The sequence below is a fragment of the Curtobacterium sp. MCBD17_026 genome (assembly GCF_003234895.2).
GTDB classification, from domain to species: domain Bacteria; phylum Actinomycetota; class Actinomycetes; order Actinomycetales; family Microbacteriaceae; genus Curtobacterium; species Curtobacterium flaccumfaciens.
The window spans coordinates 3,388,489-3,413,789 of sequence record NZ_CP126281.1; the positions used below are offsets into that span (position 1 = coordinate 3,388,489).

At 72.7% G+C, this 25,301-nt stretch carries 25 protein-coding genes and 1 pseudogene; 13 read left to right on the forward strand and 13 right to left on the reverse strand.

The features are described 5' to 3' along the window. Positions 1 to 10 precede the first annotated feature (10 nt). Positions 11 to 1,270, forward strand: coding sequence for an Nramp family divalent metal transporter (locus tag DEI85_RS16090; protein WP_111123198.1), 1,260 nt, complete (start codon positions 11 to 13; stop codon positions 1,268 to 1,270). Between the two features lie 28 nt (positions 1,271 to 1,298). Here DEI85_RS16090 and DEI85_RS16095 read toward each other — a convergent pair. Continuing rightward, positions 1,299 to 1,607: pseudogene (locus tag DEI85_RS16095) on the reverse strand (DUF427 domain-containing protein); the annotation flags it as partial. Positions 1,608 to 1,643: 36 nt separating this feature from the next. Beyond that, on the reverse strand, positions 1,644 to 2,249 hold the full coding sequence (locus tag DEI85_RS16100) for a hypothetical protein (protein ID WP_258376280.1): 606 nt from the start codon (positions 2,247 to 2,249) through the stop codon (positions 1,644 to 1,646). A 91-nt stretch (positions 2,250 to 2,340) separates the two neighbouring features. Here DEI85_RS16100 and DEI85_RS16105 point away from each other — a divergent pair, with 91 nt between their 5' ends. From DEI85_RS16105 to DEI85_RS16120, 4 genes are all read left to right on the forward strand, one after another. Then, complete coding sequence (locus tag DEI85_RS16105; RefSeq protein ID WP_027466757.1) at positions 2,341 to 2,979, forward strand: GNAT family N-acetyltransferase; 639 nt, start codon at positions 2,341 to 2,343, stop codon at positions 2,977 to 2,979. Positions 2,980 to 3,098: 119 nt separating this feature from the next. Continuing rightward, the gene (locus DEI85_RS16110; protein ID WP_110859471.1) at positions 3,099 to 3,581 is read left to right on the forward strand and encodes a hypothetical protein; all 483 of its coding nucleotides are present in this window, start codon (positions 3,099 to 3,101) and stop codon (positions 3,579 to 3,581) included. Positions 3,582 to 3,713: 132 nt separating this feature from the next. Then, a complete protein-coding gene (locus DEI85_RS16115; RefSeq protein ID WP_110859563.1) occupies positions 3,714 to 4,286 on the forward strand; it encodes a DUF1684 domain-containing protein in 573 nt (190 codons plus the stop codon). Between the two features lie 10 nt (positions 4,287 to 4,296). After that, positions 4,297 to 4,656, forward strand: a complete 360-nt coding sequence (locus DEI85_RS16120) for a GntR family transcriptional regulator (protein WP_258369842.1) — start codon at positions 4,297 to 4,299, stop codon at positions 4,654 to 4,656. 121 nt (positions 4,657 to 4,777) lie between these two features. On the opposite strand, the gene DEI85_RS16125 is transcribed toward DEI85_RS16120, so the two are convergent. Next, on the reverse strand, positions 4,778 to 5,611 hold the full coding sequence (locus DEI85_RS16125; RefSeq protein ID WP_111123197.1) for an endo alpha-1,4 polygalactosaminidase: 834 nt from the start codon (positions 5,609 to 5,611) through the stop codon (positions 4,778 to 4,780). 288 nt (positions 5,612 to 5,899) lie between these two features. On the opposite strand from DEI85_RS16125, the gene DEI85_RS16130 reads away from it, so the two are divergent. Then, positions 5,900 to 7,510, forward strand: a complete 1,611-nt coding sequence (locus DEI85_RS16130) for a DEAD/DEAH box helicase (RefSeq protein ID WP_111123196.1) — start codon at positions 5,900 to 5,902, stop codon at positions 7,508 to 7,510. 255 nt (positions 7,511 to 7,765) lie between these two features. Beyond that, complete coding sequence (locus DEI85_RS16135) at positions 7,766 to 7,969, forward strand: CsbD family protein (protein WP_110859467.1); 204 nt, start codon at positions 7,766 to 7,768, stop codon at positions 7,967 to 7,969. Between the two features lie 100 nt (positions 7,970 to 8,069). Here the strand turns inward: DEI85_RS16135 and DEI85_RS16140 are convergent, their stop codons facing one another. Further along, positions 8,070 to 8,612 (reverse strand): NUDIX hydrolase family protein, encoded by a 543-nt coding sequence (locus DEI85_RS16140; protein WP_110859466.1) that lies wholly within the window; start codon positions 8,610 to 8,612, stop codon positions 8,070 to 8,072. Positions 8,613 to 8,685: 73 nt separating this feature from the next. On the opposite strand from DEI85_RS16140, the gene DEI85_RS16145 reads away from it, so the two are divergent. Next, a complete protein-coding gene (locus DEI85_RS16145) occupies positions 8,686 to 9,306 on the forward strand; it encodes an alpha/beta hydrolase (protein WP_111123195.1) in 621 nt (206 codons plus the stop codon). Positions 9,307 to 9,379: 73 nt separating this feature from the next. Here the strand turns inward: DEI85_RS16145 and DEI85_RS16150 are convergent, their stop codons facing one another. Further along, on the reverse strand, positions 9,380 to 10,054 hold the full coding sequence (locus DEI85_RS16150) for a PadR family transcriptional regulator (RefSeq protein WP_027466765.1): 675 nt from the start codon (positions 10,052 to 10,054) through the stop codon (positions 9,380 to 9,382). Between the two features lie 160 nt (positions 10,055 to 10,214). Between DEI85_RS16150 and DEI85_RS16155 the strand changes: the two genes are divergently transcribed. Beyond that, entirely contained in the window at positions 10,215 to 14,978 is a 4,764-nt protein-coding gene (locus DEI85_RS16155) for an Lhr family ATP-dependent helicase (RefSeq protein ID WP_111123194.1), read from the forward strand. A gap of 92 nt (positions 14,979 to 15,070) precedes the next feature. Continuing rightward, entirely contained in the window at positions 15,071 to 15,850 is a 780-nt protein-coding gene (locus DEI85_RS16160) for an Fpg/Nei family DNA glycosylase (RefSeq protein WP_111123193.1), read from the forward strand. Here DEI85_RS16160 and DEI85_RS16165 read toward each other — a convergent pair. Beyond that, on the reverse strand, positions 15,841 to 16,755 hold the full coding sequence (locus DEI85_RS16165) for a LysR family transcriptional regulator ArgP (protein WP_110859461.1): 915 nt from the start codon (positions 16,753 to 16,755) through the stop codon (positions 15,841 to 15,843). The genes DEI85_RS16160 and DEI85_RS16165 overlap by 10 nt on opposite strands. A gap of 69 nt (positions 16,756 to 16,824) precedes the next feature. Here DEI85_RS16165 and DEI85_RS16170 point away from each other — a divergent pair, with 69 nt between their 5' ends. Continuing rightward, positions 16,825 to 17,550, forward strand: a complete 726-nt coding sequence (locus tag DEI85_RS16170; RefSeq protein WP_110859460.1) for a LysE/ArgO family amino acid transporter — start codon at positions 16,825 to 16,827, stop codon at positions 17,548 to 17,550. A gap of 138 nt (positions 17,551 to 17,688) precedes the next feature. Here DEI85_RS16170 and DEI85_RS16175 read toward each other — a convergent pair whose 3' ends face one another. The 3 genes from DEI85_RS16175 to DEI85_RS16185 form a co-directional block, all read right to left on the reverse strand. Further along, positions 17,689 to 19,164, reverse strand: a complete 1,476-nt coding sequence (locus DEI85_RS16175; RefSeq protein WP_110859459.1) for an APC family permease — start codon at positions 19,162 to 19,164, stop codon at positions 17,689 to 17,691. A 176-nt stretch (positions 19,165 to 19,340) separates the two neighbouring features. Continuing rightward, positions 19,341 to 20,213, reverse strand: coding sequence for an HAD family hydrolase (locus DEI85_RS16180; protein WP_111123192.1), 873 nt, complete (start codon positions 20,211 to 20,213; stop codon positions 19,341 to 19,343). An 18-nt stretch (positions 20,214 to 20,231) separates the two neighbouring features. Continuing rightward, positions 20,232 to 21,053 carry an alpha/beta fold hydrolase gene (locus tag DEI85_RS16185; RefSeq protein ID WP_110859457.1) on the reverse strand — a complete coding sequence of 274 codons (822 nt, stop codon included), beginning with the start codon at positions 21,051 to 21,053 and terminating at the stop codon, positions 20,232 to 20,234. Positions 21,054 to 21,262: 209 nt separating this feature from the next. Here DEI85_RS16185 and DEI85_RS16190 point away from each other — a divergent pair, with 209 nt between their 5' ends. Together DEI85_RS16190 and DEI85_RS16195 are read left to right on the forward strand one after the other, a co-directional pair. Then, positions 21,263 to 21,829, forward strand: a complete 567-nt coding sequence (locus tag DEI85_RS16190; protein WP_111123191.1) for a hypothetical protein — start codon at positions 21,263 to 21,265, stop codon at positions 21,827 to 21,829. A gap of 9 nt (positions 21,830 to 21,838) precedes the next feature. Beyond that, entirely contained in the window at positions 21,839 to 22,432 is a 594-nt protein-coding gene (locus tag DEI85_RS16195; RefSeq protein ID WP_111123190.1) for a TetR/AcrR family transcriptional regulator, read from the forward strand. 53 nt (positions 22,433 to 22,485) lie between these two features. Here the strand turns inward: DEI85_RS16195 and DEI85_RS16200 are convergent, their stop codons facing one another. From DEI85_RS16200 to DEI85_RS16215, 4 genes are read right to left on the reverse strand one after another with little or no spacing between them, the layout of a single operon-like run. Further along, positions 22,486 to 22,746: a type II toxin-antitoxin system RelE family toxin gene (locus tag DEI85_RS16200; protein ID WP_017885834.1), complete on the reverse strand. Its 261-nt coding sequence runs from the start codon at positions 22,744 to 22,746 to the stop codon at positions 22,486 to 22,488. Then, complete coding sequence (locus DEI85_RS16205; RefSeq protein WP_258376278.1) at positions 22,743 to 23,003, reverse strand: type II toxin-antitoxin system prevent-host-death family antitoxin; 261 nt, start codon at positions 23,001 to 23,003, stop codon at positions 22,743 to 22,745. Before DEI85_RS16205 ends, DEI85_RS16200 begins: the two co-directional genes overlap by 4 nt. A gap of 28 nt (positions 23,004 to 23,031) precedes the next feature. Beyond that, positions 23,032 to 23,544, reverse strand: a complete 513-nt coding sequence (locus tag DEI85_RS16210; protein WP_071245560.1) for a methylated-DNA--[protein]-cysteine S-methyltransferase — start codon at positions 23,542 to 23,544, stop codon at positions 23,032 to 23,034. Beyond that, a complete protein-coding gene (locus DEI85_RS16215) occupies positions 23,541 to 25,139 on the reverse strand; it encodes an AlkA N-terminal domain-containing protein (protein WP_111123189.1) in 1,599 nt (532 codons plus the stop codon). The genes DEI85_RS16210 and DEI85_RS16215 overlap by 4 nt, the downstream gene beginning before the upstream one ends. Between the last annotated feature and the right edge of the window lie 162 nt (positions 25,140 to 25,301).

A 25,301-nucleotide genomic window follows, 5' to 3' on the forward strand; every position in this document is an offset into this window, starting at 1 on the left:
GTATCGGTGCATGACCGACACTGCCAGCCCCCGGCTCGACGAGCACCCATCCGGTGCCCCGCGTCGTCGCGCAGCCGGGCTCACCCTGCTCGGACCGGCCTTCGTCGCGGCCATCGCCTACGTCGACCCGGGCAACGTCGCCGCCAACCTGACCGCCGGCGCCGAGTACGGGTACCTGCTGCTCTGGGTGCTCGTGGCCGCGAACGCCAGCGCCGTGGTGGTGCAGTACCTGTCCGCCAAGCTCGGGGTGGTGACGGGCAAGTCACTGCCCGAACACCTCGGCCTGCGGATGCGGCGCACCCCGCGTCTGCTGTTCTGGGGCCAGGCCGAGATCGTCGCCGCCGCGACCGACATCGCCGAGGTCATCGGCGGCGCGCTGGCGCTCTACCTGCTCTTCGACCTGCCGCTCGTGGTCGGCGGGATCATCACCGGGCTCGTCTCGATGCTCCTGCTGACCCTGCACAGCCGCCGGGGCACGCGCCTGTTCGAGACCGTGGTGACGGCGATGCTCGCGATCCTGACGGTGGGCTTCTGCGCCGGGCTGCTGTTCGCCCGGGTCGCACCGACCGACCTGGTCGCCGGGCTCGTGCCGCGGTTCGAGGGCGCCGGGTCGGTGCTGCTCGCCGCTTCGATGCTCGGTGCGACCGTGATGCCGCACGCGGTGTACCTGCACTCGGCGCTCGCCCGGGACCGCCACGGGGACGTCCCCGCCGGGCCGGAACGTCGCCGGGTGCTCGTCGCGACCCGGTGGGACGTCGGGCTCGCGCTGATCGTCGCGGGCGGGGTGAACATCGCGATGCTCGTCCTCGCCGCGGCCACCCTGCCGGGCGTCGAGGGCACCGACTCCATCCCCGGTGCGCAGCGCGCCATCGCCGAGAACGTCGGCCCGGTCGTCGGAGTGCTCTTCGCCGTGGGCCTGCTCGCGTCCGGCCTGGCCTCGACCTCGGTGGGCTGCATGGCCGGCGCGGAGATCATGAAGGGCCTGCTGCACGTGCGGATCCCGCTCGTGGCCCGGCGCGCGATCACCCTGGTGCCCGCGATCGTGCTGCTCGCGCTGAACGCCGACGCGACGATGCTGCTCGTCGTCAGTCAGGTGGTGCTGAGCTTCGGGATCGCCTTCGCGATCGTGCCCCTGGTGGTCTACACGTCGCGACGGAGCGTGATGGGGACCGACGTGAACGCCGCGACCACCCGCGTGGTGGCGTGGGTGATCGCGGCGGTCATCGTGGCGCTCAACGTCGCACTGGTCGTGCTCACCCTGACCGGCTGAGGCGCAGCCGGTCAGGGACGGGCGGTCGTCAGTCGACGACCTGGACGTCCTTCCAGAACGCGACGTAGCCCGAGTAGTCCTTGCCGACGCGGTCGAACGACGACGGGATCGGCGTCGGGTACGACCACGCGCGGTCCTGCAGCGCCTGTCCGTCGACGTTCACCGTGAAGTACTGGGTGTCGCCCTTCCACGGGCAGTGGTACTGGGTGGGGCTCTCGGTGAAGAGCTCGGTCTTCACGCTCGACGGCGGGAAGTACCAGTTGCCCTCGATCTTGATGAGGTCCTCTTCGGGGGCCTCCGCGATCACCGTGTCGCCGACGACTGCCTTCATGGCGTTGCTCCTTCGCTCGCTGGTTCCGTGACGGGGCGAACGCTACGCGCGCTCCCCCGATTCCCGCAGGACGGTCAGGTCGGCGCCCGCGGCGAGCGCCGCGTGCACCTCGTCACGGCTCAGGACGGCGGCTCCCTCGGACGCGCTGACCAGGTGCCGCACTGCGCGGTGCAGCCCCGTGTACGCCGCGCAGGCCGCGGCGGCCTCGGGTGAGGTGTGGTCGATGCCGACCTCGGCGAGCGCGTCGACGACGGCTCCGGCGGCGAGCAGGTCCTCGACGGCGAAGTCGGGTGCGTCGGCGACGTCGACGGACTCACCCGCCGCCTCGGCCGCGTCGTCGAGGGCTGCGGTGTGGTGCAGCCCGGCGGCAACGATCGCGACGACGCACCGGTCACCGCGTGCGGCCTGGAGGCCCGTCACCCGTTCCGCGACCACCGCCGCGTTGCCGAGGTGGCCGAGCACGACCTCCGGACCCTGCGGCAGCTGGGCGGTCACGTTCCGCAGCGCGCGCCGCTGTGCTGCGGCGTCGGAGGTCGCCGGCAGGGCGTCGACCCAGACGAGCAGGTGGGCGCCGTGGGCGATCCGCGCCGCACCTCCGGGACCCCACGCGAACCGGACCTGGTACTTCTCCTGGGTGCGTTCTGCCACGTCCGTCACGATAGCCGCCCGGGCGATGCTGTCCCTCTCCACAGGGTCGGCGTCCGACCGGGTTCCGCCAGGGTCGGCGACCCTAGGATGCATGGTCATGGAGATCGCCCCCGTGCCCACCCTGACCGGCGACCGTGTGACGCTCGAGCCCCTCGGGCAGGAGCACGCGGAAGACCTGCGGGCGGCGGTCGCGGACGGCGATCTGTGGCGCACCTGGTACACCTCGGTGCCCGCCCCCGCACAGGTCGAGGCCGAGATCGACCGGCGGCTCGCCGAGCACGAGGCCGGCCGCATGGTGCCCTTCGCCGTGCGGGACCGCCCGACCGGCCGGGTGGTGGGTGCGACGACCTTCATGAACATCGACTCGGGCAACCGCCGTGTCGAGATCGGCAGCACGTTCCTGGCCAGGTCCGCGCAGCGTTCGGGGATCAACACCGAGTCGAAGCTGCTCATGCTGTCGCACGCGTTCGAGGCGTGGCAGTGCATCGCGGTCGAGTTCCGCACGCACTGGCACAACCTGCAGTCCCGGGCGGCCATCGCGGGCCTCGGCGCCAAGCAGGACGGTGTGCTCCGGAACCACGCGATCGGCCGCGACGGCACCCTGCGCGACACCGTGGTGTTCTCGGTGATCGCGTCGGAGTGGCCGGCGGTCCGCCTCTCGCTGGCCGAGCGGCTCCGGCGGCACGACCGCGCCGAGGGGTCCCGCCGTCGGTCGGCCCGGCACGCCTGAGTCGTCTCGCCTGCGTCGTCTCGCCTGCGTCGTCTCGCCTGCGTCGTCTCGCCTGACCGGGCGCCGTCGCGCAGCGGGCCACGGCGCGCCGTCCAGCCCGCGGGCGTAGCGTCACCGCCATGCACGTCGGCCTCCGGATCGTCCTCGATGCGCCGGTCGACGCCGTGCGCGATGCCCTGCTGTCCCCGTCCGTGATGGTGGCGGTGACGAAGCCGTTCCTGGCGTACCGCTCGCGCGACCCCCGGGGGTTCCCGGAGCGCTGGGAGCCCGGGCACCCGCACCCGATCACCGCGGACGCCTTCGGGCTGGTGCCGAGCGGCGACACGCACGTCGACCTCGACCTGTACGAGGTACAGGGGGTCCCCGTGCAGCGCGACAACGGCGGCGGCACGTCCGGGTTGTTCGGGCGGATGACGATGTCGCACCGGATGGCCGTCGTCCCCGCACCGGGTGGCCGCACCCTGCTGCTCGACCGCCTGACCTACCGGATGCGACCGGCCGTCCTCGGGCTCGCCCTGTGGCCCGGCATGTGGGTCATCTGGCAGTGGCGGGCGTTCCGGATGCGCGCCCTCGCGCCCACCTGGCGGACCGACGGCGAGTGACGTGACGCGGGTCGGGCCTCCCGTCCACCGCGGAGCGGGCGTAGCCTCGACCACGTGAGCCAGACGCGCCCCCAGGAGCCGACGACCGACGACCGCGTGCGCAGCACGCTCGCGACGACGGATTGGCGGCGGATGACGTTCGACCTGTACCGCCGCGTCCGCGCCACCTCGGACCCCCAGACGGCGCACGCGCTCTGGCGCGAGACCCGGGACGCGATGTTCGCGGAGCACCCCGCATCGCCGCTGCTCGACGAGGACGCCCGCGACTTCGAGTCCCTGCCGGTGCCGGACTACGACCCCGCGTGGCGGTTCCAGGTGCGCGTCGAGGCCACGGAGCCCGCCGAGTTCGACTTCGAGACCGGGACCGACGGCGTCGTCCACTTCGACCGGCTCGGCCTCGTGCGGGTCCCCGGTGTCGGCACGCTCGACGTCTGGAAGCACGGCGGCTACGCGGGCGGGGTGTTCGTCCCGGTCAAGGACGCCAGCGCCGGCAAGGCCCGCGGCACCTACGGGGGCGGACGCTACCTGCTCGACACCATCAAGGGCTCGGACCTGGGCGGCGACGACCTCGGGTCGCTCGTGCTCGACTTCAACTTCGCCTACAACCCGTCGTGCGCGTACGACCCCGCGTGGGCGTGCCCGCTCGCACCTCCGGGCAACACCGTGCCGGTCCCGATCCCCGTCGGCGAGCAGTACGACTTCTAGGGTGGAACGCATGACAGGACTCGTCGCCCTCGACGTCGGTGGCCGCGTGCCGCCGTTCGAGCAGGTCCGATCGCAGATCGCCGCGCAGATCACCGCCGGGTACCTGGTGGACGGCGAACGACTGCCGAGCGTGCGCGGGCTGGCGGACGAGCTCGGACTCGCCGCCGGCACCGTCGCGAAGGCCTACCAGCTGCTCGAGGAGGCCGGGCTCGTGCACACCGCGCGGGGCGCCGGCACCCGGGTGGTGCGACCGGCAGCGGTACCGGAAGCCGTGGCCGAGGCCGCTCGCGCCCTGGCCGCCGCAGCACGCTCGGCGGGGCTGTCGGCTGACCAGGCCGCCACCGCGTTGCGGGAGGCCTGGCCGGCGTAGCGCTGGCTGGTGCTTCCGGGCGTACCTGGTCGTTCCGGGCGTACCCGGTCGGAAGTTCTGACCCGGTACGCCCGATTCGACCAGGCATCGCAGGCGTTCTGGGAAGAACCGTTCCGAGCGCTCAGCAGTGCTCGTACACGTACGCGTCGTCCTCCGGGGTCACCAGGTCGCGGTCGCGCAGGATCGTCATGGCCGGACGGCTCTCCAGCCCGCAGACCGACGCCCACGAGCCCTCGAGGGTGTCCGAGTACTCGACGTCGATGACCCGTCCGCCGTAGGCCTTCGTGTACGCGGAGCACTCCCGGTACTGCACGCACTCCTCGGCGACGACGAAGTCGAACCCGGTCTGCTCGCGCCCGGACGCCCCGAGCTGCGGCGTGTTCTTCTGCCCGACGGCCAGCCCGTGCCGGTGTCCCTCGGCGACGAGCGACTTCGCGAGCGCCAGGTTGCCGGCACGGGTCAGCCGCTTGCCGCTCCGGGTCCACGAGTCGAGGTTGTCGAACTCCACCGCGTCGAACCCACGGTCACCGCAGCGGGCGACGGTCTTCGCGAGCACCTTCGTGATCAGGGCACGCTCGGCCGCGGTCCGGGTGTCGAGGAGCATCTCGTCCGGCCAACCCGGGTCCGAGACCGGCTTGCCCGCACGGTCGCGGAGGATCGCCGACGGGTACGACTTCTTCCACGTGCTGGCGGCCTCGGGCTGTGTCTGGAACCCGTTGACGTAGCAGATGTTGTACTTGCCCTTCGCCGGGCGGTCGGTGCTGTCGCGCTCGACGATCGTCACGCCGGAGGGCGGGGTGTACCCGCCGCCGAGCTGGTAGTCCACGCGACCCGAGGTCGGCAGGTTGCGGTAGCTCGCGGCCGCGTTGGGCGTGGCGGCCTCGGCGCAGCCGGCGGTGCCGAGGACGGCCACCAGGGCGATCGCGGTGGTCAACAGGACGGATCGCGTACGCACCCCGGAATCCTCGCACGCCACGGGCGAACGACCCCGCCCTCGCTGTTCCGGGGATGTGCACGCTATGCTGGTCGTACTCGAGGCGCCGATCGCCTCGTGCGTCGTACGGACGCCCCGAACTCCCGACCAGCTGTCTCCAGACTCCGGTCGATGATCGAGCACCTCACGAAGGTGCCCAGGCTTCTCTGGTGCGGCGACTGCGCCAGCCACATCCGTTGGCGCGCATCCCGCCCGCGCGCTGCCTCAGAGCGCGCCCACAGCCGGACCGCTCCGGCTCGAAAGGTCACCATGACCACCGAAGACATCCGTTTCTCCGACCTCGGCGTCCCCGCGCCGATGGTCTCCGTCCTCGCCGACCAGGGCAAGGACATGGCGTTCCCCATCCAGGCGGACACCCTCCCGGACTCCCTGCAGGGCAAGGACGTCCTCGGCCGCGGCCGCACCGGCTCTGGCAAGACCATCGCCTTCGCGATCCCGCTCGTCGCCCGCCTCGCAGCCAGCGGCCGCAAGCGCCGCGCCGGCCGCCCCCGCGCCCTGGTGCTCGCCCCGACCCGTGAGCTCGCGACGCAGATCGACGTCGCCCTCGCCCCGCTCGCCAAGGCCATGGGCCTCAACACCACGACCATCTTCGGTGGCGTCGGTCAGGGTCGTCAGGTCGACGCCCTGCGCGGCGGCGTCGACGTCGTGGTCGCCTGCCCGGGTCGCCTCGCCGACCTCATGCAGCAGGGCCACGTGAACCTGGGCGACATCGAGGTCACCGTCCTCGACGAGGCCGACCACATGGCCGACATGGGCTTCCTGCCCGGCGTGACCAAGATCATGCAGGCGACGCCCGAGAACGGGCAGCGACTGCTGTTCTCCGCCACGCTCGACAACGGCGTAGACAAGCTCGTCAAGAAGTTCCTGCACAACCCGGTGATGCACTCCGTCGACGAGGCGAACAGCCCCGTCGAGGCGATGACCCACCACCTGTTCGAGGTCGCCGACGCCGACGCGAAGAAGCACCTCGTGAGCGCCCTCGCCTCGGGCAACGGTCGCCGCATCCTCTTCATGCGCACGAAGCACCACGCCAAGCGCCTCGCCAAGCAGCTCAGCAGCCAGGGGATCCCCGCCGTCGACCTGCAGGGCAACCTGTCGCAGGGTGCCCGTGAGCGCAACCTCGCGAAGTTCTCCTCCGGCGAGGCCCTGGTGCTCGTCGCCACCGACGTCGCCGCCCGCGGTGTGCACGTCGACAACGTCGAGCTCGTCGTGCACGTCGACCCGCCCACCGAGCACAAGGCGTACCTGCACCGCTCGGGCCGCACGGCGCGTGCCGGCTCGTCCGGTGACGTCGTCACGGTGACGATGCCCGCCGAGCGTCGCGACGTCGCGCAGATGATGCGTGCAGCCGCGATCAAGGTCACGCCGCAGCACGTCACGGCGACCTCCCCGGCCGTCACCGCGCTCGTCGGCGAGGTCGCTCCGATCCGCCACGTGGCCGAGGAGCAGCCCACCCAGCAGCGTCAGCCCAAGCAGCGCTCGGCCGAGTCCGCCGGTGACGGCGGCGGTCGTCGCCGTGGTCGCGGCGGTCGGTCGGGAGGCGCGGCGCAGCCCGCGCGCTCCGGCTCGGCCGGCGAGTCCGCCGGTTCGGCCGGGGGCCGTCAGGGCCGTCCGGCCCGTGGCGCGCGTTCCGAGGGCGCCGGGCGCTCCGGTGCCGCGGCCGCCGGTTCGACCGGTGGTCGCCGCAGTGGCGGCAACCGTCGCTCGGGCAGCAGCGACGTCGTGCGTGGCGGCTCGTCGGCCGTCTGGTCGTCCGAGGGCGGCTACGCCGCGGGTCGGTCCGGCAACGAGTCGGGCGGCAACCGTCGTGGTGGCTCGCGCCGCGCCTCCCGTCCGGCCGGCGCTGCCGACCGCCACTGACCTGCGCGCTCTGACCCACGCGGTCTGACCCAGTCGGGCTGAGCCCGGCGGTCTGAGCCCGCAAAACACCGGTGTTCACGTTTCGAACCCCCGCATCCCGCGGTGTGTTGTGTGAACACCGGTGTTTTGCGTCCGGGGACGGGCGAACCTTGGCGGGGGCTGGGGGTGAGGGACTCCGACGGGCGTACGGTCTCACTCACCGGATGCCGCGCAAGCGGCTGACGGGGAACACGTCCGCTTCTGGAAGGAGTGCCTATGGCTGGCATCGATGACATCAAGAACGCCGCTGAGAAGGCGTCAGGCAAGGTCAAGGAAGCCACCGGCAATGCGACCGGTAACGACCGGCTGAAGGCCGAAGGCCAGACCGACCAGGGCAAGGCCTCGGCGAAGCAGGGCGTCACCGACGTCAAGGACGCCGCGCACGGCGTCGCCGACAGCTTCAAGGACGACAAGCACTAAGCCGGTTCGCGACCGCGCTGCGAAGCCCCCGGATCCGATCGGATCCGGGGCTTCGTCGTGCGGGCTTCGTCGTGCGCCGGGCGTGGACGCCCCGGGCGGGCTAGTGCAGGGCGCCGACCGATGCCAGACCGGCACGCAGCAGTGCGCCGCGGCCGCCTTCCATCTCGTCGGCGACGGCGTCGGACGCGGCTTCCATCGGGCTCATCCACGTGAGCTCGAGGGCGTCCTGCCGGGGCTCGCACGTCCCGGTGACGGGGACGACGTACGCCAGCGAGATCGCGTGCTGCCGCTCGTCGGTGTACACCGAGGCGCCGGGCAGCGGGAAGTACTCGGCCACGGTGAACGGCGTCGGGCTCGAGGGCAGCTGCGGGAACGCCATCGGCCCGAGGTCCTTCTCGAGGTGGCGGAACAGCGCGGTGCGGATCGACTCGCCGAACATCACGCGGCCGGACACCAGGGTGCGGGCGATCGAACCGCTCGGGGAGACACGCAGCAGCACGCCGACCTCGGTCACGACGCCGAGACCGTCGGTGCGGACGGGGACCGCCTCGACGTAGCAGATCGGCAGACGACGGCGGACGTTCGCGAGCTCCTCGTCGGACAGCCAGCCGGAGTCGGGATCGGGGGTGCGCAGCGAGGACATGCACCGTGTCTACCAGGGACGGCGGCGAGTTCGGCGGAAGGCGCGGGAGTTGGGGATGGTTAGCGTTGTCCACATGATCGATGCGGACCTGGTGCAGTGGACACGGAGTGCCCCGGACCGGCGGGGGACACCCCTGCTCGTGGCGATGCACGGGGTGGGGTCGAACGAGCACGACCTGCTCGGGCTCGCCCCCGCGCTGCCGCCCGCGTGGACCGTCGCGTCGCTCCGGGCGCCGACGGCGTGGGGGCCCGGCTTCAGCTGGTACCCACTCGGCACACCCGGCTCCCCATCGACCGAGGCGGTGGACGCCGCGACCGCCGAGGTGCTCGACTGGATCGACTCCGTCGCCGCAGACCACCCGCGGATCGGGCTGCTCGGGTTCTCGCAGGGCGGCTCGATGGCGCTCCAGCTCCTGCGCGCCCGGCCCGCGGCGTTCGCGTTCGCGGTGTCGCTGTCGGGGTTCGTCGTGCCGGGCGTCTCGGACTCGCGGGACGAGGCCGTGTCGGCCGTGCGGCCGCGGGTGTTCCTCGGGCACGGCGACATCGACCCGGTGATCCCGCCCGAGGCCACCGCCCGGACGCAGGCGTGGGCCGCAGCCCACACCGACGTGACCGACCGCACCTACGCGGGCCTGCCGCACGCCGTGTCGACGGCGGAACTGGCCGACGTGGCGGCCTTCGTCGACGCCGGGTAGGCGCACGACGACGGACCGGAGGCCCGGTGCCAGCTGGCACCGGGCCTCCGGTCCGTCACGCCGGTGACGTTCGTCAGTCCGCGAGGATCTGGAGCAGGTCCTTGCGGAGCTGGTCCACCTTGGCCGTGGCGGCCTTGGCCTGTTCCTCGGTCGCGGTGCTGCGGTACATCTGCAGGACGCCCATGGTCTTCCGCAGCGCTTCGAAGAACTCGCGCTGGGCGTCCGGGATGCCCGGGGCCCCGTCGAGTGCCGCAGCGATCTCGTCGGCCTTGGCCTCGGTCTCGGCCTTGCCGGCGTCGGTGAGCTCGAAGAGCGTCTTGCGGCCGTCGCCCGACGAGACCACGAGGTCTTCGTCGACGAGCTGCTGGAGCGTCGGGTAGACCGAGCCGGGGCTCGGCTTCCAGGCGCCGCCGGTGCGCTCGGCGATGGTCTTGATCACGGCGTACCCGTTCTGCGGGCCCTCGGCCAGCAGACCGAGGATCGCGAGACGGACGTCACCGCGGCGACGGCGTTCGCGGCCGAAGCCGGGCCCGCCGAAACCGGGGCCGAAGCCCATGCCCGGACCGAAACCGGGGCCGAACCCGCGGCCACCGAAGCCGCGGCCGCCGTGGTCGTGGTCACCGCGGTCACGGCCGGGGAAGCCGGCGCCGTGGTGCTGCCGCGCGCCGCCGAAGCGGGGGCCGCGCGGGCCGAACCCGCGCTGGTCGCGGGGGGACGTGTTGCTGTCGTCGTCATACGAGGGGCGCATGAGGAGTCCTTTCGTCGTGCTGAGTCGGCTCGCGACCGGTCTGACCTGATCGTCTTCGTCGTATCGCGATGTGTTTACGATAGGTCGCTAACTATCGTTCTGTCAAGGGGTACGCCCGCTCGGCCTGCTGTCGGTGGTGGCGGGCAGGATGGGACGGACCATGACGGACGTCTTCGAGCGCTTCTCCCCCGCGACCACCGAGTGGTTCCGCGGCGCCTTCGACGCACCGACGCCGGCGCAGGCCGGGGCGTGGGACGCCATCTCGACCGGGCAGCACGCACTCGTGATCGCCCCGACCGGCTCCGGCAAGACCCTGGCGTCGTTCCTGTGGTCGATCGACCGGCTCATCAGCGCGACGGACCGCCCGCCGGCGAAGCAGCGCACGCGGGTGCTCTACGTCTCGCCGCTCAAGGCCCTCGGCGTCGACGTCGAGCGCAACCTGCGGAGCCCGCTCGTCGGCATCACCCAGACCGCTCGGCGCCTCGGCACCGAACCGCCGGACGTCACGGTCGGGGTGCGCAGCGGCGACACCCCGTCGTCCGACCGCCAGAAGCTCCTGCGCCAGCCGCCGGACATCCTCATCACCACGCCCGAGTCGCTCTACCTGATGCTCACCTCGCAGGCGCGCGAGACCCTGGTCAACGTCGACACGGTCATCGTGGACGAGGTCCACGCGGTCGCCTCGACCAAGCGCGGCGCGCACCTGGCCGTGTCGCTCGAGCGCCTCGACGACCTGCTCGACAAGCCCGTGCAGCGCATCGGGTTGTCGGCGACCGTCCGCCCGCCGGAAGCGGTCGCGCGGTTCCTCGGCGGTCGTGCACCGGTGACGATCATCGCGCCGCCCGCGCAGAAGACCTTCGACCTGCGGGTCGTCGTCCCCGTCGACGACATGACCGAGCTCGGGGCACCGCCGGTCGGTGCGGACGCGTCCGAGTCACCGACGAACGGATCGATCTGGCCGCACGTCGAAGAACGTGTCGTCGACCTGATCGAGGAACACCGCTCGACCATCGTGTTCGCGAACTCGCGGCGGCTGGCCGAACGACTCACGGCCCGGCTCAACGAGATCCACGAGGAACGCGTGCTCGCCGCCGCCGGCGACGGCGTGCTGGTGCCGGCGGGGGCGTCCCCGGACGACGACGGCCTCCCCGTGGCGCGGGGCCGACCACAGTCACCGGCCCGCACCTCGGCGCACGCCGTCGCCCCCCAGGGCGCCAAGCGACCGCCGGCGCAGCTGATCGGCGGGTCCGGACAGACGGGTGGCGGTGGCTCGGACGCATCCGTCCCGGTGCTCGCCCGCGCACACCACGGCTCGGTGTCGAAGGACCAGCGCGCGATCATCGAGGACGACCTGAAGTCCGGTCGGCTGCGGTGCGTCGTCGCGACGAGTTCACTCGAGCTCGGCATCGACATGGGCGAGGTCGACCTGGTCGTCCAGGTCGAGGCGCCGCCGTCGGTCGCGAGCGGCCTGCAGCGCGTCGGTCGCGCCGGCCACCAGGTGGGTGAGATCTCCCGCGGCGTGCTGTTCCCGAAGCACCGGGCCGACCTGGTCAACAGCGCGGTCACGGTCGAGCGGATGGTCACGGGTCAGATCGAGTCGATCTCGGTGCCGGCGAACCCGCTCGACGTCCTGGCGCAGCACACCGTGGCCGCCGGGGCGATCGACACCCTCGACGTCGAGCACTGGTTCGAGCTCGTGCGGCGGAGCGCCCCGTTCAGCGGTCTGCCCCGATCGGCGTTCGAGGCGACGCTCGACCTGGTCACGGGCCGGTACCCGAGCGACGAGTTCGCCGAACTCCGGCCACGGCTGGTCTGGGACCGCGTGCACGGCACCCTGACCGGGCGCCCCGGTGCGCAGCGACTCGCGGTGACGAGCGGCGGGACGATCCCCGACCGCGGCATGTTCGGCGTCTTCATGGTCGGCGAGAAGGCGTCCCGCGTCGGCGAGCTCGACGAGGAGATGGTCTACGAGTCGCGCGTGGGCGACGTCTTCGCCCTCGGTGCGACGAGCTGGCGGATCGAGGAGATCACCCACGACCGCGTCGTCGTGAGCCCGGCGTTCGGGCAGCCCGGACGTGTGCCGTTCTGGAAGGGCGACGGCATCGGCCGGCCCGCCGAACTCGGTCGGGCGACCGGTGCGTTCGTGCGCGAGGTCGAGGGCGCCTCGGACGAGGACGCCCGCGCCCGCGTCGCCGCCGGTGGACTGGACGAGCGCGCCGTCACCAACCTGCTGACCTTCCTGCGCGACCAGCGCGCGGCCACCGGTCACGTGCCGAACGACACCACGCTCGTCATCGAGCGGTTCCGTGACGAGCTCGGGGACTGGCGGCTCATCCTGCACTCGCCCTACGGCATGCAGGTGCACGCGCCGTGGGCACTGGCCGTCGCCGCACGGCTGCGCGAACGGCACGGCATCGACGGTGACGCGATGGCGGCCGACGACGGCATCGTCGTCCGCATCCCGGAGACCGATGCCGAGCCGCCGGGTGCCGACCTGTTCGTGTTCGAGCGCGACGACCTCGAAGCCCTGGTCACGGACGAGGTCGGCGGCTCGGCACTGTTCGCCGCGCGGTTCCGCGAGTGCGCGGCGCGCGCCCTGCTGCTGCCCCGACGGAACCCCGGGCAGCGGTCGCCGCTCTGGCAGCAGCGGCAGCGGGCCTCGCAGCTGCTCGAGGTCGCGCAGAAGTACCCGACGTTCCCGATCGTGCTCGAGACCGTGCGCGAGGTGCTGCAGGACGTCTACGACGTGCCCGCGCTGCTCGGGATCGCCGACGACATCGCCGGACGCCGGATCCGCCTGGTCGAGACGGAGACCGAGCAGCCGTCGCCGTTCGCCCGCTCGATCCTGTTCGGGTACGTCGCGGCCTTCATGTACGAGGGCGACACCCCGCTCGCCGAACGCCGGGCAGCGGCCCTGTCGCTCGACTCGACGCTGCTCGGCGAGCTGCTCGGACGTGCGGAGCTGCGCGAGCTGCTCGACCCGGCGGTCATCGCCTCGGTGGAGCGCGACCTGCAGCGGCTCTCGCCGGACCGCCGTGCCCGTGACGCCGAGGGGCTCGTGGACGTGCTGCGGCTCGTCGGCGCGCTCGACCTCGACGAAGCGGTCGACCGGAGCTGGCTCGCCGACACCGCCGACCGTCCAGCGGCCACCGCCGAACTGCGCAGCACGCTGCAGGTCCTCGAGCGTGACCGCCGGGTGCTCTCGTTCTCGCACGCCGGGGCGACGCGCTGGGCCGTGATCGAGGACGCCGCCCGTCTGCGGGACGCCCTCGGGGTCCCGCTGCCCATCGGTGTGCCCACGGCGTTCGTCGAGCCCGTGGCCGACCCCCTCGGTGACCTGATCGGACGCTACGCCCGATCGCACGGGCCGTTCTCCGCGCACGAAGCCGCCGGGCGACTCGGTCTGGGCATCGCCGTCGTGCAGGACACCCTGCGCCGACTCGTCGCCGACCGCCGGGTGGTGGAGGGCGAGTTCCGCCCCGACCGCCAGGGTGCCGAGTGGTGCGACGCCGAGGTCCTGCGCCGGATCCGCACGAAGTCCCTCGCAGCGCTGCGGCACGAGGTCGAACCGGTCTCGCCGGACACCCTCGCCCGGTTCCTGCCCGCGTGGCAGCACGTGCAGACCCCCGGGACCCGCGGTGGGCTCCGCGGCGTCGACGGCGTCCTGCAGGTGATCGACCAGCTCGCCGGGGTCGCCCTGCCCGCCAGCGCCTGGGAGACCCTGGTGCTGCCGTCTCGCGTGACCGACTACTCGACGAGCATGCTCGACGAACTCACCGCCACCGGCGAGGTCCTGTGGTCCGGCGGTGGCACCCTGCCGGGCAACGACGGCTGGGTTCGCCTGCACCTGGCCGACACCGCGGCGACGACGCTCGCCGAGCCCTCCGGCGACGAGACGACCGAGCTGCAGCGGGACGTGCTCGGGGCCTTGGCGGGCGGTGGCGCGTACTTCTTCCGGCAGTTGGGCCAGGCCGTGGGCAGCAGTGACGACCAGGCGCTCACCACCGCGCTGTGGGACCTGGTCTGGGCGGGGCAGATCACGAACGACACGTTCGCCCCGCTGCGCTCGATGCTCGGCGGCAAGGCGAAGAGCTCGAGTGCTCCGCGTGCTCGGGCCTACCGCGGCCGTCGGCGTCCGACGATGCCGACGCAGTCCGGGCCGCCGTCGGTCGGGGGCCGGTGGTCCTTGCTGCCGCTGGCCGAGTCCGACTCGACCGTGCGGGCCGCCGCGACCGCCGAACAGCTGCTCGAACGCTACGGCGTCGTCGCCCGCGGTGCCGTGCAGGTCGAGGGCGTCCGGGGTGGTTTCGCCGGGGTGTACCGGGTGCTCTCGCGCTTCGAGGAGTCCGGCCGGGCTCGTCGCGGGTACTTCGTCGAGGGGCTCGGTGCCGCTCAGTTCGCCACCGGCCCGACCGTCGACCGGCTGCGCACCTACGCCCGCGAACTCGGCGACGACGAGCGCGACGATCCGGACCGGAAGCGCGAGGCGCTCACGCTCGCCGCGACCGACCCGGCGAACCCGTTCGGGGCCTCGTTGCCGTGGCCGACGGGCGACGCCGATCCAGGCGTCGTGGCGGACGATGCCGCCGGGGCCGAGAGCACCCTCGGCAGCGGTGCGGCGAGCGGCGCGAAGACCACTCGGGGCCACCGGCCGGGGCGGAAGGCGGGCGCCCTCGTGACGACCGTCGACGGCAAGCTCACCGTGTACGTCGAGCGCGGTGGCAAGTCGGTGCTGACCTTCACCGACGACGCCGCCGACCTCGCTGCCGCGGCCGCCTCCATCGCCGGCATCGTCCGGACCGGGCTGCGCAAGCTCTCGGTCGAACGGGTCGACGGGGACTTCGTGCTCGAGACGCCGCTCGGCGGCGCACTCCGGGCCGCGGGGTTCACGGCGACCCCGCAGGGGCTGCGGCTCCGTGTGTGAGGCGAGCCGCGCCTCCCGGCAGCGCAGCGACCACGTGCCGGACGTGGCCCGTGCCGTCCGGACGAGTTGCGGGCGCCCGTCGGAGGTGACCCGTGCCTGAAGGCGACACCGTCTACCGGGCGGCTCGCCGCCTGCACACCGCGCTGGCGGGCAAGGTCCTGACGAAGAGCGACTTCCGGGTCCCCGCGTTCGCGACGCTCGACCTGGTCGGCCGCACCGTCGACGAGGTCGTGCCCCGCGGCAAGCACCTGCTGCACCGGATCGGCGACCTGACCGTGCACTCGCACCTGAAGATGGAGGGTCGGTGGGACGTCTACGCGCCCGGCGACCGCTGGCGACGCCCGGCCCACCAGGCCCGGGCGATCCTGGACGCCGAGGGGGTCTCCACCGTCGGCTTCGCGCTCGGGGTGCTCGAGGTCGTCCCCCGCGACCAGGAGTCCGAGGTCGTCGGACACCTGGGGCCCGACCTGCTCGGCCCCGACTGGGACGCCGACCTGGCGCTCGTCAACCTGACCGAGGACCCCGAGCGCCCGGTCGGGCTGGCGCTGCTCGACCAGCGGGTGCTCGCCGGGCTCGGCAACGTGTACCGGAACGAACTCTGCTTCCTGCGCGGTGTGCTGCCGACGCGTCCGGTCGGGCAGGTGCCGGACCCGGCGCGGACGATCACGCTCGCCAGCCGACTGATCCTGGCGAACCGCGACCGCAGTGCCCGCGTCACCACCGGCGTCGACCGTCCGGGACGACGGTTCTGGGTCTACGGCCGTGCCGGCAAACCGTGTCTGCGGTGCGGGACCCCGATCCGGCACGGCGAACTCGGCGACTCGGAACTCACCCTGCGCGACACGTACTGGTGTCCGCGCTGTCAGACCTGACGCGCGGGGTGCAGGCGCGACGAGGCGGTCGCACGGACGGCGTCGGTGACCCGTTCGAGGAGCGGTGACGCCAGGTTCCAGCGCTGCCACCACAGCGCCACGTCCGCGTGCCGGCCCGGGGCCAGCTCGACCAGGACACCGCGGTCGATCGCCTCGAGGCACTGCGCCTCGGGCAGCAGCCCCCACCCGAACCCGAGCGTGACCGCACGGGCGAAGTCGGCAGAGGTCGGGACGAAGTGGCGCGGGCCTCCGGGAGCGTGTCCGAGGACCTGCCGCAGGTACCCCTGCTGCAGGTCGTCGTCGCGGTCGTAGTCGACGAGCGGGACCTCGTCGAGCCGCCGGAGCATCCGCCGCTCGGTGCCGGTGTCGCCGAGGTAACGGGCGACGAACGCCGGGGACGCCACCGCCCGGTACCGGTCGATGCCGAGCGGCACCGACGAGCAGCCCTGCACCGGATCCGCCTCGGCCGTCACGGCACCCATCACCGTGCCGGCGCGGAGCAGTTCGGCGGTGCGGTCCTGGTCCTCGCGGTGCAGGTCGAAGACCACCTCGGTGTCGGCTCGGACGAGGGCGAGGGCGTCGAGGAACCAGGTGCCGAGCGAGTCGGCGTTCACGGCCAGCGGGATCGACGGCACCACCGATGATCCACCGCCGAGCGCTCGGGAGGTCTCCTCGTCGAGCAGCCGGACCTGCCGTGCGTGCCGGAGCACCACTGCGCCGTCCGCGGTCGGGCGCACCGGGGTGGTGCGCTGGAGCAGGACCCGGCCGACCTGCTGCTCCATGGACTTGATCCGCTGCGAGACCGCCGACGGGGTGATCGCCAGCGCGCGGGCCGCCGCGTCGAGCGTGCCGTGGTCGACGGCGGCGAGCAGCGTCTCGAGGTGCTCGCGCTGGAACCGGGTCATGCAGTTGAGCTTACGGCGCTGCAGGAACGTGAGCTGTACTACACCGGAGCCGGGCCCTAGCGTCGGACCGTGACCACGCTCCTGCCCCTGCTCTCCGGCCTCGGCACCGGCCTCGCACTGATCGTCGCGATCGGTGTGCAGAACACCTACCTGTTGCGCCTCGCCGTGAGCGCCGGGCTCCGGGTGGTGGCCGCTGCCGTCGTGGTGTGCGCCGTTTCGGATGCGCTGCTCATCGTCGCCGGGGTGCTCGGGGTCGGCGCCGTGGTCGAACGGTTCCCCGTGGCGCTCCTGGTGGTCCGGTTCGTGGGTGCCGCATTCCTGCTCACGTACGGGGTGCTCGCGGCGCGGCGTGCGCTGCGGCCCTCGGGGGACGCGATGCGGGTGGCCGACGAGGCCGCCGACGACGGAGTGGTGGGCGCCGGCGCGAGCGCGGGGGTCGGCGCGACCACCGGCGGGACGGTGGCGGCGGGGCGGACGCGCACCGCGCCTCCCGGCCAGGGGGTGACCATGCGGACGGCGGTGCTGACCATGCTCGTCTTCACGTGGGCGAACCCGCACGTCTACCTGGACACGCTGGTGTTCCTCGGGTCGGTGGCGAACCAGCAGGGTGCGGACGACCGGTGGCTCTGGACGATCGGTGCCGTCACGGCGAGCTGCCTGTGGTTCGGTGCGCTCGGGTTCGGCGGACGCCTGCTGCGGCCGCTGTTCGAGAAGCCGGTGACCTGGCGGGTGTTCGACGGGCTGGTCGCCGTCGTGATGCTCGCGTTCGGCGTGCTCCTGCTCGTCGGCGCGTAGCGACGCGGAGCCGCGCGGCGGCGGCGCGGCGCGGCGGCGGCGCGGCGGACAGGCGGGCAGCAAAACACCGGTGTCCACACGTCGAACCGCGTTGTGCGGGTGTGCAACGTGCGAACACCGGTGTCTTGCGGAACCGCCCTACTGCATGCGCTGGCCGACGCGGCTGTGGCGACGGCTGTAGCCGAAGTAGATGACGAAGCCGATGGCCAGCCAGACGACGAACCGGAGCCAGGTCTCGACCTCGAGGTTCAGCATCAGCCAGAAGCACAGCACCGCCGAGATGATCGGCAGCACCGGCGACCACGGCACCCGGAAGGCCCGCGGGGCGTCGGGCCGCGAACGACGCAGCACGACGATGCCGATCGACACCAGGACGAACGCGGACAGCGTGCCGATGTTGATCATGCCCTCGAGCTTGTCGACCGCGGTGAACCCGGCCAGCAGCGCCACGACGACACCGGCGACGACCTGCACGCGCACCGGGGTCTGCGTCTTCGGGTTGGTCTTCGAGAACCAGCGGGGCAGCAGGCCGTCACGACTCATCGAGAAGACGATGCGGGACAGGCCGAGCAGCAGCACCATGACGACGGTGGTCAGACCGATCAGGGACCCGATGGCGATGATGCCGGCGGCCCACGGCAGCCCGACGATGTCGAACGCCGACGCCAGGGACGGCGCCTTCTCCTCTGCCAGGCGCTGGTACGAGACCATGCCGGTGATGACGATGCTGACACCGACGTAGAGCAGGGTCACGATGCCGAGGCCGATGAAGATGCCGCGGGGCAGGGTCTTCTGCGGGTTCTCGGTCTCCTCCGCGCTGGTGGCGACGACGTCGAAGCCGATGAAGGCGAAGAACACCAGGGACGCCGCGGCGAGCAGGCCGAAGACCCCGTACTGGGCGGGCTCGGCACCGGTGAACCAGGACACGAGCGACTGGGTCCAGACGCTGCCCTCGGCGCCCTTGGCCGGCTCGGCCGGCGGGATGAACGGCGTGAAGTTCGCGGCCTTGACGAAGAACGCGCCGGCGACGATGACGAACACGACGATCGCGACCTTGATGACGGTGATGACCGCCGACACCCGCGACGACAGGCGGGTGCCGAAGGCGAGGAGCACCGTGAAGATCCCGACGATGAGCACCGGACCCCAGGTGAAGGGGATCGGGCCGAGCTGGATCGTGCTCGGCAGGGTGATGCCGAAGACGTCGAACGCGGTGCTGAGGTAGATGCCCCAGTACTTCGCGATGACGGCACTGGCGGTGAGGGTCTCGAGGATGAGGTCCCAGCCCACGATCCAGGCGAGCAGCTCACCCATCGTGGCGTACGTGAACGTGTACGCGGAGCCGGCGACGGGGATCGTCGACGCGAACTCGGCGTAGCACATGATCGCCAGGCCGCAGGTGACGGCGGCGAGCAGGAAGGAGATGATGACGCCGGGCCCTGCGAAGTTCGCGGCGGCGTTCGCGCCGACCGAGAAGATGCCGGCGCCGACGGCGACCGCGATCCCCATCGCGGCGATGTCGAACGTCTTCAGGGAGCGTTTCAGGGACCTGCCCTGCTCCTCGGAGTCGGCCAGGGAGGCCTCGATCGACTTGATGCGGAGCTTCGTTGCCATGGGGTGGTTCCCGTCATCGGCTGGCGGCGGACCTCGGAAGGGTACTGGTGTACCACTGTGTCACGCAAAGCGTCCGCCCGGACGGTGGTCCGGTCCGGCGACGGCCAGGAGGCGCGGCACCGGCCCGGCACGCACCGCTCGGTCGGCTGACGGGTGCGTCCAGTGCCGCGGTCGCGTCAGCGGCCGGCGCGCCAGTCCGCCAGGAACCGGGCGCCGGCCTCGTCGTGGATCACGCCGTCGGGCGCGGTGAGCACCGGGTACGGCGTGGCCGGCACCCCGTCGGCGGGACGGACGTCGACGTGCGCGACCTCGTGGCCGTGGGCGTGCAGCCAGTCCGCCATGGCGTAGTCGCTGCGGGAGTCCCCCACGGTGCGCCAGGTGACCGGGAGCTCGCCGTCCTGCCCGAGGAGCTCGAGCGAGCGCTCGGCCCCGAGGTCCTTGCCGCTGCGGTCCGACTCGACGTCGGTCGAGATGATCGTGGGGTCGATGCGCCACTGCACGGCACCGTCGGCGTCGGGTCGGACGTCGTCGAGTCGGCGGACACCGAGCCCGCGACGCTCGAGCGCGGCCATGGCCTTCGCGTCGAACTCCGGCTGGCGGGCCAGGTAGGTGGCGTTCGGCACCTCGACGCGCTGCTCGATCGACACCATGGCGCGCTTCGTCTCGTCGAAGAACACCAGGTCGGCGTACTCGTCGCGGACCAGCTCGCGCATCTCGTCGGCGTAATCCCGCGGCAGCGCGAGGTCCTGGGCCACCGTCAGTTCACCCATGCCGCCGTCGTACTGCGGACCGATCGAGCACCACACGGCGCCCTTCTCGCAGACCGCATGGACCCGCCCGCCCTCGGCGAGGCCACCGGCGAGCAGCGGGCCGACGACCTCGGAGCGGATGAACGCGTCGCTGCGCCCGGTGTTGAACACGATCGGGATGCCCTCGGCGGCGAGCGCGACGAGGTCCGCGACGATGCTCGGGATCGCGATGGTGCGGGAGACCGGGCTGGCGATGGGTCCGTCGACGTCGAGCAGGAGACCGAGGCGGGGTGCGTTCACCCGCTCATCCTCTCGCAGTCAGCTGCTGGGCGAGGCGATCCGGCTCCGGACGCGGTCGATCAGGGCTCCGAGGGCCGCCGGGGCGGGGACGTGTCCCTGCCCGGGCACCTCGGCGTACTCCGAACCGGGCACCGCGTCGACGAGGGCGCGGGCCGCACGACGCATCCACTCGAGTCCGTCGCCACCGGCACCGACGAGCACCGGCACACCCACGGCGGCAGCGACCCGCTCGGGCACGGCGAGGCCGTTCAGCACCCGGACCTCGCGGCTGAGCACGTGGGCGTCGACGACCAGGGAGCGCCAGAGCGACCCCTTGAGCCGCAGTGCCGTGACCTGGCCCATCGGGACCCCGAGCACCTGGGTCAGGAAGCCGCGGACGGCCTGGGCCCGCCGGCCGGCACCGACGTGTTCGTCGAGCAGGTCGGCGAACACCACGTCGTCGGCGTGCGGGTCGACCGAGGCGCGGTACGGCGGTTCCCACAGGACGGCGCCGTCGACGGGCAGTCCGGTGGCGAGCCCGTGCAGGACGACACCGGCGCCGACGCAGATGCCGACGGCGGTGGTCGGTGCGCCGATGCTCTCGACGACGGCGCGCAGGTCGTCGACCTCGCGCTCGATGGCCCACGTCGCCGAGTCACCGCTTGCACCGCGGCCACGGCGGTCGTAGGTCACCACGCGGTGCGTCGAGCCGAGCTCGGCGACCACGCGGTCGAGGTACGGGGTCCCCCGGTGGTCGAAGGCACCGCCCACGACGACGACCGCCGGCCCGTCCCCTGCCTCGGAGACGGCGATGGTGGTGCCGTCGGAGGAGACGACCGTTCGGTCGACTGGAGGGAGCATGGGGTCCTTTGCGAGCTGTCGACGGCGATGCGTCGGGCCTCGGAGGGGACCGTGCGGATTACCGGTCCTCCGAGTGTCGCAGGCGTGCGAGTCCGTGTCTCCCCCCGCTTCCAGGGGCAGAACCCCACGCTCGACACCGTGGTGGTCGCCGTGTCATGCTGTTTGAGCACACCTGTACTCAACACTCACCGCCGCTGCAACGGGGAACCATGACACTCATCGCCATCGTCGCCTGCGAGATCGCCTTCTGGGTCGCGATCCTCGGCGGCCTGACCACCCGGTACCTGCTGCGACGGCCGCGGTCGGGAGCGGCGATGCTCGTCGCAGCGCCCGTGATCGATGTCGTGCTGCTCGCGGTCGTCACGGGCGACCTGCTCGGCGGTGGGACCGCGTCGTGGCACCACGGACTCGCGGCGATCTACATCGGCTTCTCGGTCGCGTACGGGCACCGGATGATCGCGTGGGCGGACGTCCGGTTCACGCACCGGTTCGCCGGCGGTCCGGCACCGGAACGCCTGAGCGGACGGCGGTACACGGCCCGGTGCTGGGGCGACGTGCTGCGGACCGCGCTCGCCGTGCTGATCGCCGGCGGGATCATCGGCGGACTCGTCCTCGTCGTCGGGGACCCGGAGCGCACGAACGAACTGCAGGGCACGGTCGCGCTGCTCGGGGTGGTGCTGGGCGTCGAACTGCTGTGGGCGATCAGCTACACGATCTGGCCACGCCGGGCCACCTCCGCAGCCGCGAGCCCGGCCGGAGCAGCGAGCCGGCCGTAGGCTGACCCGGTGTCCCGCCGTGTCGACCTCGAGGAACGGGGATCCCTGGTGGCCGCGGCCTGCCTGCGGATCCTGGAGCGGGACGGCCTGAGCGCGCTGTCGGTGCGGAACGTCGCGGACGAGGCCGGCATCGCTCCCGCATCACTCCGCCGTGTGTTCCCGACGCAGGACGCCCTGCGCGAGCACTGCCTGATGATCATCGAGGAACGGGTCACCGCTCGGCTCGCCGCCCTGCGTTCGACGGGTCGGGCGCTCGCACTGGACGTCCTCGCCCAGGTGCTGCCGCTCGACGCCGAGCGCACGACCGAGATCCTGGCTCAGGTGCAGCTCGGCGTGCTCGCGCGCACCGACGAACACCTGGCCGCGAGCGCCCGACGCCTGAACGACGGGGTCAGCCGGGTGTGCACCCGGGCGCTGGAGATCCTGCGTGAGGACGGCAGCTTCGGCGCCGGTCGCGACCTGACCGACGAGGCGGACCGGCTGCACGCGCTGATCGACGGGCTGGCGATCGAGCACACGTGGGACCCGACGGCACGTGCGCCGGAGCGGGTCCTGGCGCTCGTCGAACTGCACGTGGACAGCCTGCGCGGCGCGATCGCCTGACGGCTGCACGCTGCCGACTGCTGGCTGCCGCCTGCCGCCTGCCGCCTGCCAGCTCAGCGATCCCGGTAGACCTCGCGCCGGTGCCCGGCGTCGACGACCACCACGACGAGCTTGCCGTCGTCGATCCGGTAGATCAGTCGGTAGTCCCCCGAGCGGACTCGCCACCCGGGCCGGTTCACGAGCTTGCGTGCGGCGGGCGGCCGGGGGTGCTCGGCGAGGATGGCGAGGAGCCCCTCGATCCGCCGCCGCCCGTCGAGCGGGAGCTTGCGGATGACGCGTTGCGCGGCCGGGATGACCTCGACCGAGTACGTCACCCGAGGCCGAGTTCGCGCTTGAGGTCGTCCCACTCGACGTTCTCGCCACCGATGCGGGCGCTCTCGGCGACGGCTTCGTCGTAGGCGACCAGGTCGTCCAGGTCCTCTGCCGCCTCGAGCAACCGGTCGAGGACGGCCGCATCGACCACGGCGGCGACGCGCTTGTTGCGCCGGGTCAGGTACACGGGTTCGTGTCGGGCGTCGTCGATGATCGACGCCAGACGGCCACGGGCTTCGGAGATCGACACTTCGTTCACCTGTACATTCTAGAGCGTTTTGTACAAGTCAGACGAGTGCCGTGGTGCCGACCGACTCTCGTTCGAGCAGGGACCGCTTGACGTCGAGCCCCCACGCGAAGCCCCCGAGCGTGCCGTCCGAGCGCAGCACGCGGTGGCACGGGACGAAGAGCGCCGGGGCGTTCCGGGCGCACACGCTCGCCGCCGCCCGCACGGCGTCGGGCCGGCCCATCGCCGCCGCGAACCCGGTGTAGGTCAGGGTGCCGCCGGCGGGGATCCGGCGGAGCTGGCGCCACCCCTCGGTGAAGAGCTCGGTGCCGAACTGCCGGACCGGTACCTGCATGGCGTGCTCGACCTCGCCCGAGTAGAAGGCGTCGACGGCCTCGGCCGAGGCGACCACGCCGTCGAGCACGCGGTCGGGGCGGTGACGGTCGGCCAGGCGGGCGAGGATCCGCTCGACGGAGTCGGTCCACCCGGAGGCGAGGACCCTGCCCTCGGCGTCCTCGAGCACGGTGAACGGCCCGTCGGGGGTGTCCAGGGTCTGGATGGTTGCGTCGGTCATCGGTCGTCCTTCCGGGGGTCCTCGGGGGCACGGGTTGCACGGGCGCCGGCGGTCGCGGTCATCGCGCGGTCGATGATCGGTCGCCAGCAGTGCATCGTGAGGTAGCTCCGCCAGGGGGCCACCTGCTCCGACCATAGGGAGAGCTCACGCGCCGTACCGGGCAGCCCGAGTTCCTGTGCACCGTTCCGCACCGCGAGGTCGCTGTGGAGGACGATGTCGGGGTGGTGCCGGACCCGGAGCGCGACGTAGTTGGCGGTCCACGGCCCGATGCCCTTCACGGCGAGGAGTCCGTCGCGCAGGTCACCGAGGGACTGCCCACCGTCCACCACCAGGGACCCGTCGGCGAGCGCAGCAGCCACCCGCAGGATCGTGTCGACGCGAGCGGCCGGCCCGCGCAGGACCTCGTGCCCGCGTTCGGCGATCACCACCGCCGACGGGAACAGCAGCCCGCCGGGCCGGATGGCGTCCGGCACCGTCGCTCCGAGTGCGGCCACGAGCCGGGTCTGCGCGGTGCGCGCCGCGGCCACCGAGACCTGCTGCCCGATCAGGGTGCGGAAGACGATCTCGTGCGCGTCCACCGCGCCGGGGAGCCGGAGACCGGGCACTCGTGCGACGGGTCCGGCGAGCTCGGGCACGGCTCCGAGGACGGCGTCGACGGCGACCGGGTCGGCGTCGAGGTCGAACAGCGCCCGGACCCGCGCCACGAGGGACGGCAGGTCGGAGAGGTCGGAGACCCGCACGCGCAGGTCGATCCCGGTGCCCCGCCCGGCCACGTCGGGGACGGCGGCCGATGCGCTGAACCAGCCCGGGCCTCCAGGCAGGTCGACCAGCCGCCCGTACGACGTGACCCGGCCGGCGGGGTCGGCGTCCACCTGCTCCGTGCCCGGCAGGGCGTGCAGCGCGTGCCAGTCGAGCAGGCCCTGCGCGTCGAAGGGTGCCCGGGCCGGCAGGTGGACGTGCAGTGCGCCGTCACCGACGGAGCCGCCGGTGGCGACGTCGCCTCGCCCGGACCGGCGTGCGCGGAGTTCGGTCGGGGTGACGGCGAAGACCTCGCGCACGGTGTCGTTGAACTGTCGGACGCTGGCGAACCCCGCGGCGAACGCGACGTCGGCCACGGGCAGGTCGGACGAGGTGAGCAGGGTCCGCGCGGTCTGCGCCCGGTGCGCCCGGCTGAGCGCCTTCGGCCCGGCACCCAGCTCGGCCGTCATGATGCGGTTGAGCTGCCGCTCCGAGTAGCCCACGCGTGCGGCGAGCCCGGGGACACCGTCGCGCTCGACGACACCGTCGAGGACGAGTCGCATCGCCCGGCCGGCGACGTCCTCGCGCAGGTCCCACTCGGGGCTGCCGGGGGTCGCCTCGGGCAGGCAGCGCTTGCAGGCGCGGAAGCCGGCCAGGTGCGCTGCGGCGCTCGTGCGGTAGAAGGTGACGCCCGAGGCCTTCGGCGTGCGGGCCGGGCAGCTGGGCCGGCAGTAGATGCCGGTGGAGTGCACGGCGGTGACGAACTGGCCGTCGAAGCGCGCGTCGCGCGAGGCGACGGCGCGGTGCCGTTCGGCGTGCAGCGCGTCGGGCTGCGCGTCGGAGTCCGGGCTGGTCATGGGCTCAGCCTGACATGCGCCGCCGACGCCGACTGGCGGGAATCGGACGGAGCAGTGCACGGCCGGGCGGGCCACGACGCCGGCGTCTCGTCGAGACGCCGCCACGCGCGCGAGACGCCGCCCGATTCCGCGGCGTTCCGCCGGGAACACGGCGTCCCGGCA

Excerpts from the sequence above, each read along its gene's own strand:
- DEI85_RS16090 (WP_111123198.1), top strand. The coding sequence starts at position 11 with ATGACCGACACTGCCAGCCCCCGGCTCGACGAGCACCCATCCGGTGCC.
- DEI85_RS16105 (WP_027466757.1), top strand. The coding sequence starts at position 2,341 with ATGGTCATGGAGATCGCCCCCGTGCCCACCCTGACCGGCGACCGTGTG.
- DEI85_RS16110 (WP_110859471.1), top strand. The coding sequence starts at position 3,099 with ATGCACGTCGGCCTCCGGATCGTCCTCGATGCGCCGGTCGACGCCGTG.
- DEI85_RS16115 (WP_110859563.1), top strand. The coding sequence starts at position 3,714 with ATGACGTTCGACCTGTACCGCCGCGTCCGCGCCACCTCGGACCCCCAG.
- DEI85_RS16120 (WP_258369842.1), top strand. The coding sequence starts at position 4,297 with ATGACAGGACTCGTCGCCCTCGACGTCGGTGGCCGCGTGCCGCCGTTC.
- DEI85_RS16130 (WP_111123196.1), top strand. The coding sequence starts at position 5,900 with ATGACCACCGAAGACATCCGTTTCTCCGACCTCGGCGTCCCCGCGCCG.
- DEI85_RS16135 (WP_110859467.1), top strand. The coding sequence starts at position 7,766 with ATGGCTGGCATCGATGACATCAAGAACGCCGCTGAGAAGGCGTCAGGC.
- DEI85_RS16140 (WP_110859466.1), bottom strand. The coding sequence starts at position 8,612 with ATGTCCTCGCTGCGCACCCCCGATCCCGACTCCGGCTGGCTGTCCGAC.
- DEI85_RS16145 (WP_111123195.1), top strand. The coding sequence starts at position 8,686 with ATGATCGATGCGGACCTGGTGCAGTGGACACGGAGTGCCCCGGACCGG.
- DEI85_RS16150 (WP_027466765.1), bottom strand. The coding sequence starts at position 10,054 with ATGCGCCCCTCGTATGACGACGACAGCAACACGTCCCCCCGCGACCAG.
- DEI85_RS16155 (WP_111123194.1), top strand. The coding sequence starts at position 10,215 with ATGACGGACGTCTTCGAGCGCTTCTCCCCCGCGACCACCGAGTGGTTC.
- DEI85_RS16165 (WP_110859461.1), bottom strand. The coding sequence starts at position 16,755 with ATGACCCGGTTCCAGCGCGAGCACCTCGAGACGCTGCTCGCCGCCGTC.
- DEI85_RS16175 (WP_110859459.1), bottom strand. The coding sequence starts at position 19,164 with ATGGCAACGAAGCTCCGCATCAAGTCGATCGAGGCCTCCCTGGCCGAC.
- DEI85_RS16185 (WP_110859457.1), bottom strand. The coding sequence starts at position 21,053 with ATGCTCCCTCCAGTCGACCGAACGGTCGTCTCCTCCGACGGCACCACC.
- DEI85_RS16190 (WP_111123191.1), top strand. The coding sequence starts at position 21,263 with ATGACACTCATCGCCATCGTCGCCTGCGAGATCGCCTTCTGGGTCGCG.
- DEI85_RS16210 (WP_071245560.1), bottom strand. The coding sequence starts at position 23,544 with ATGACCGACGCAACCATCCAGACCCTGGACACCCCCGACGGGCCGTTC.
- DEI85_RS16215 (WP_111123189.1), bottom strand. The coding sequence starts at position 25,139 with ATGACCAGCCCGGACTCCGACGCGCAGCCCGACGCGCTGCACGCCGAA.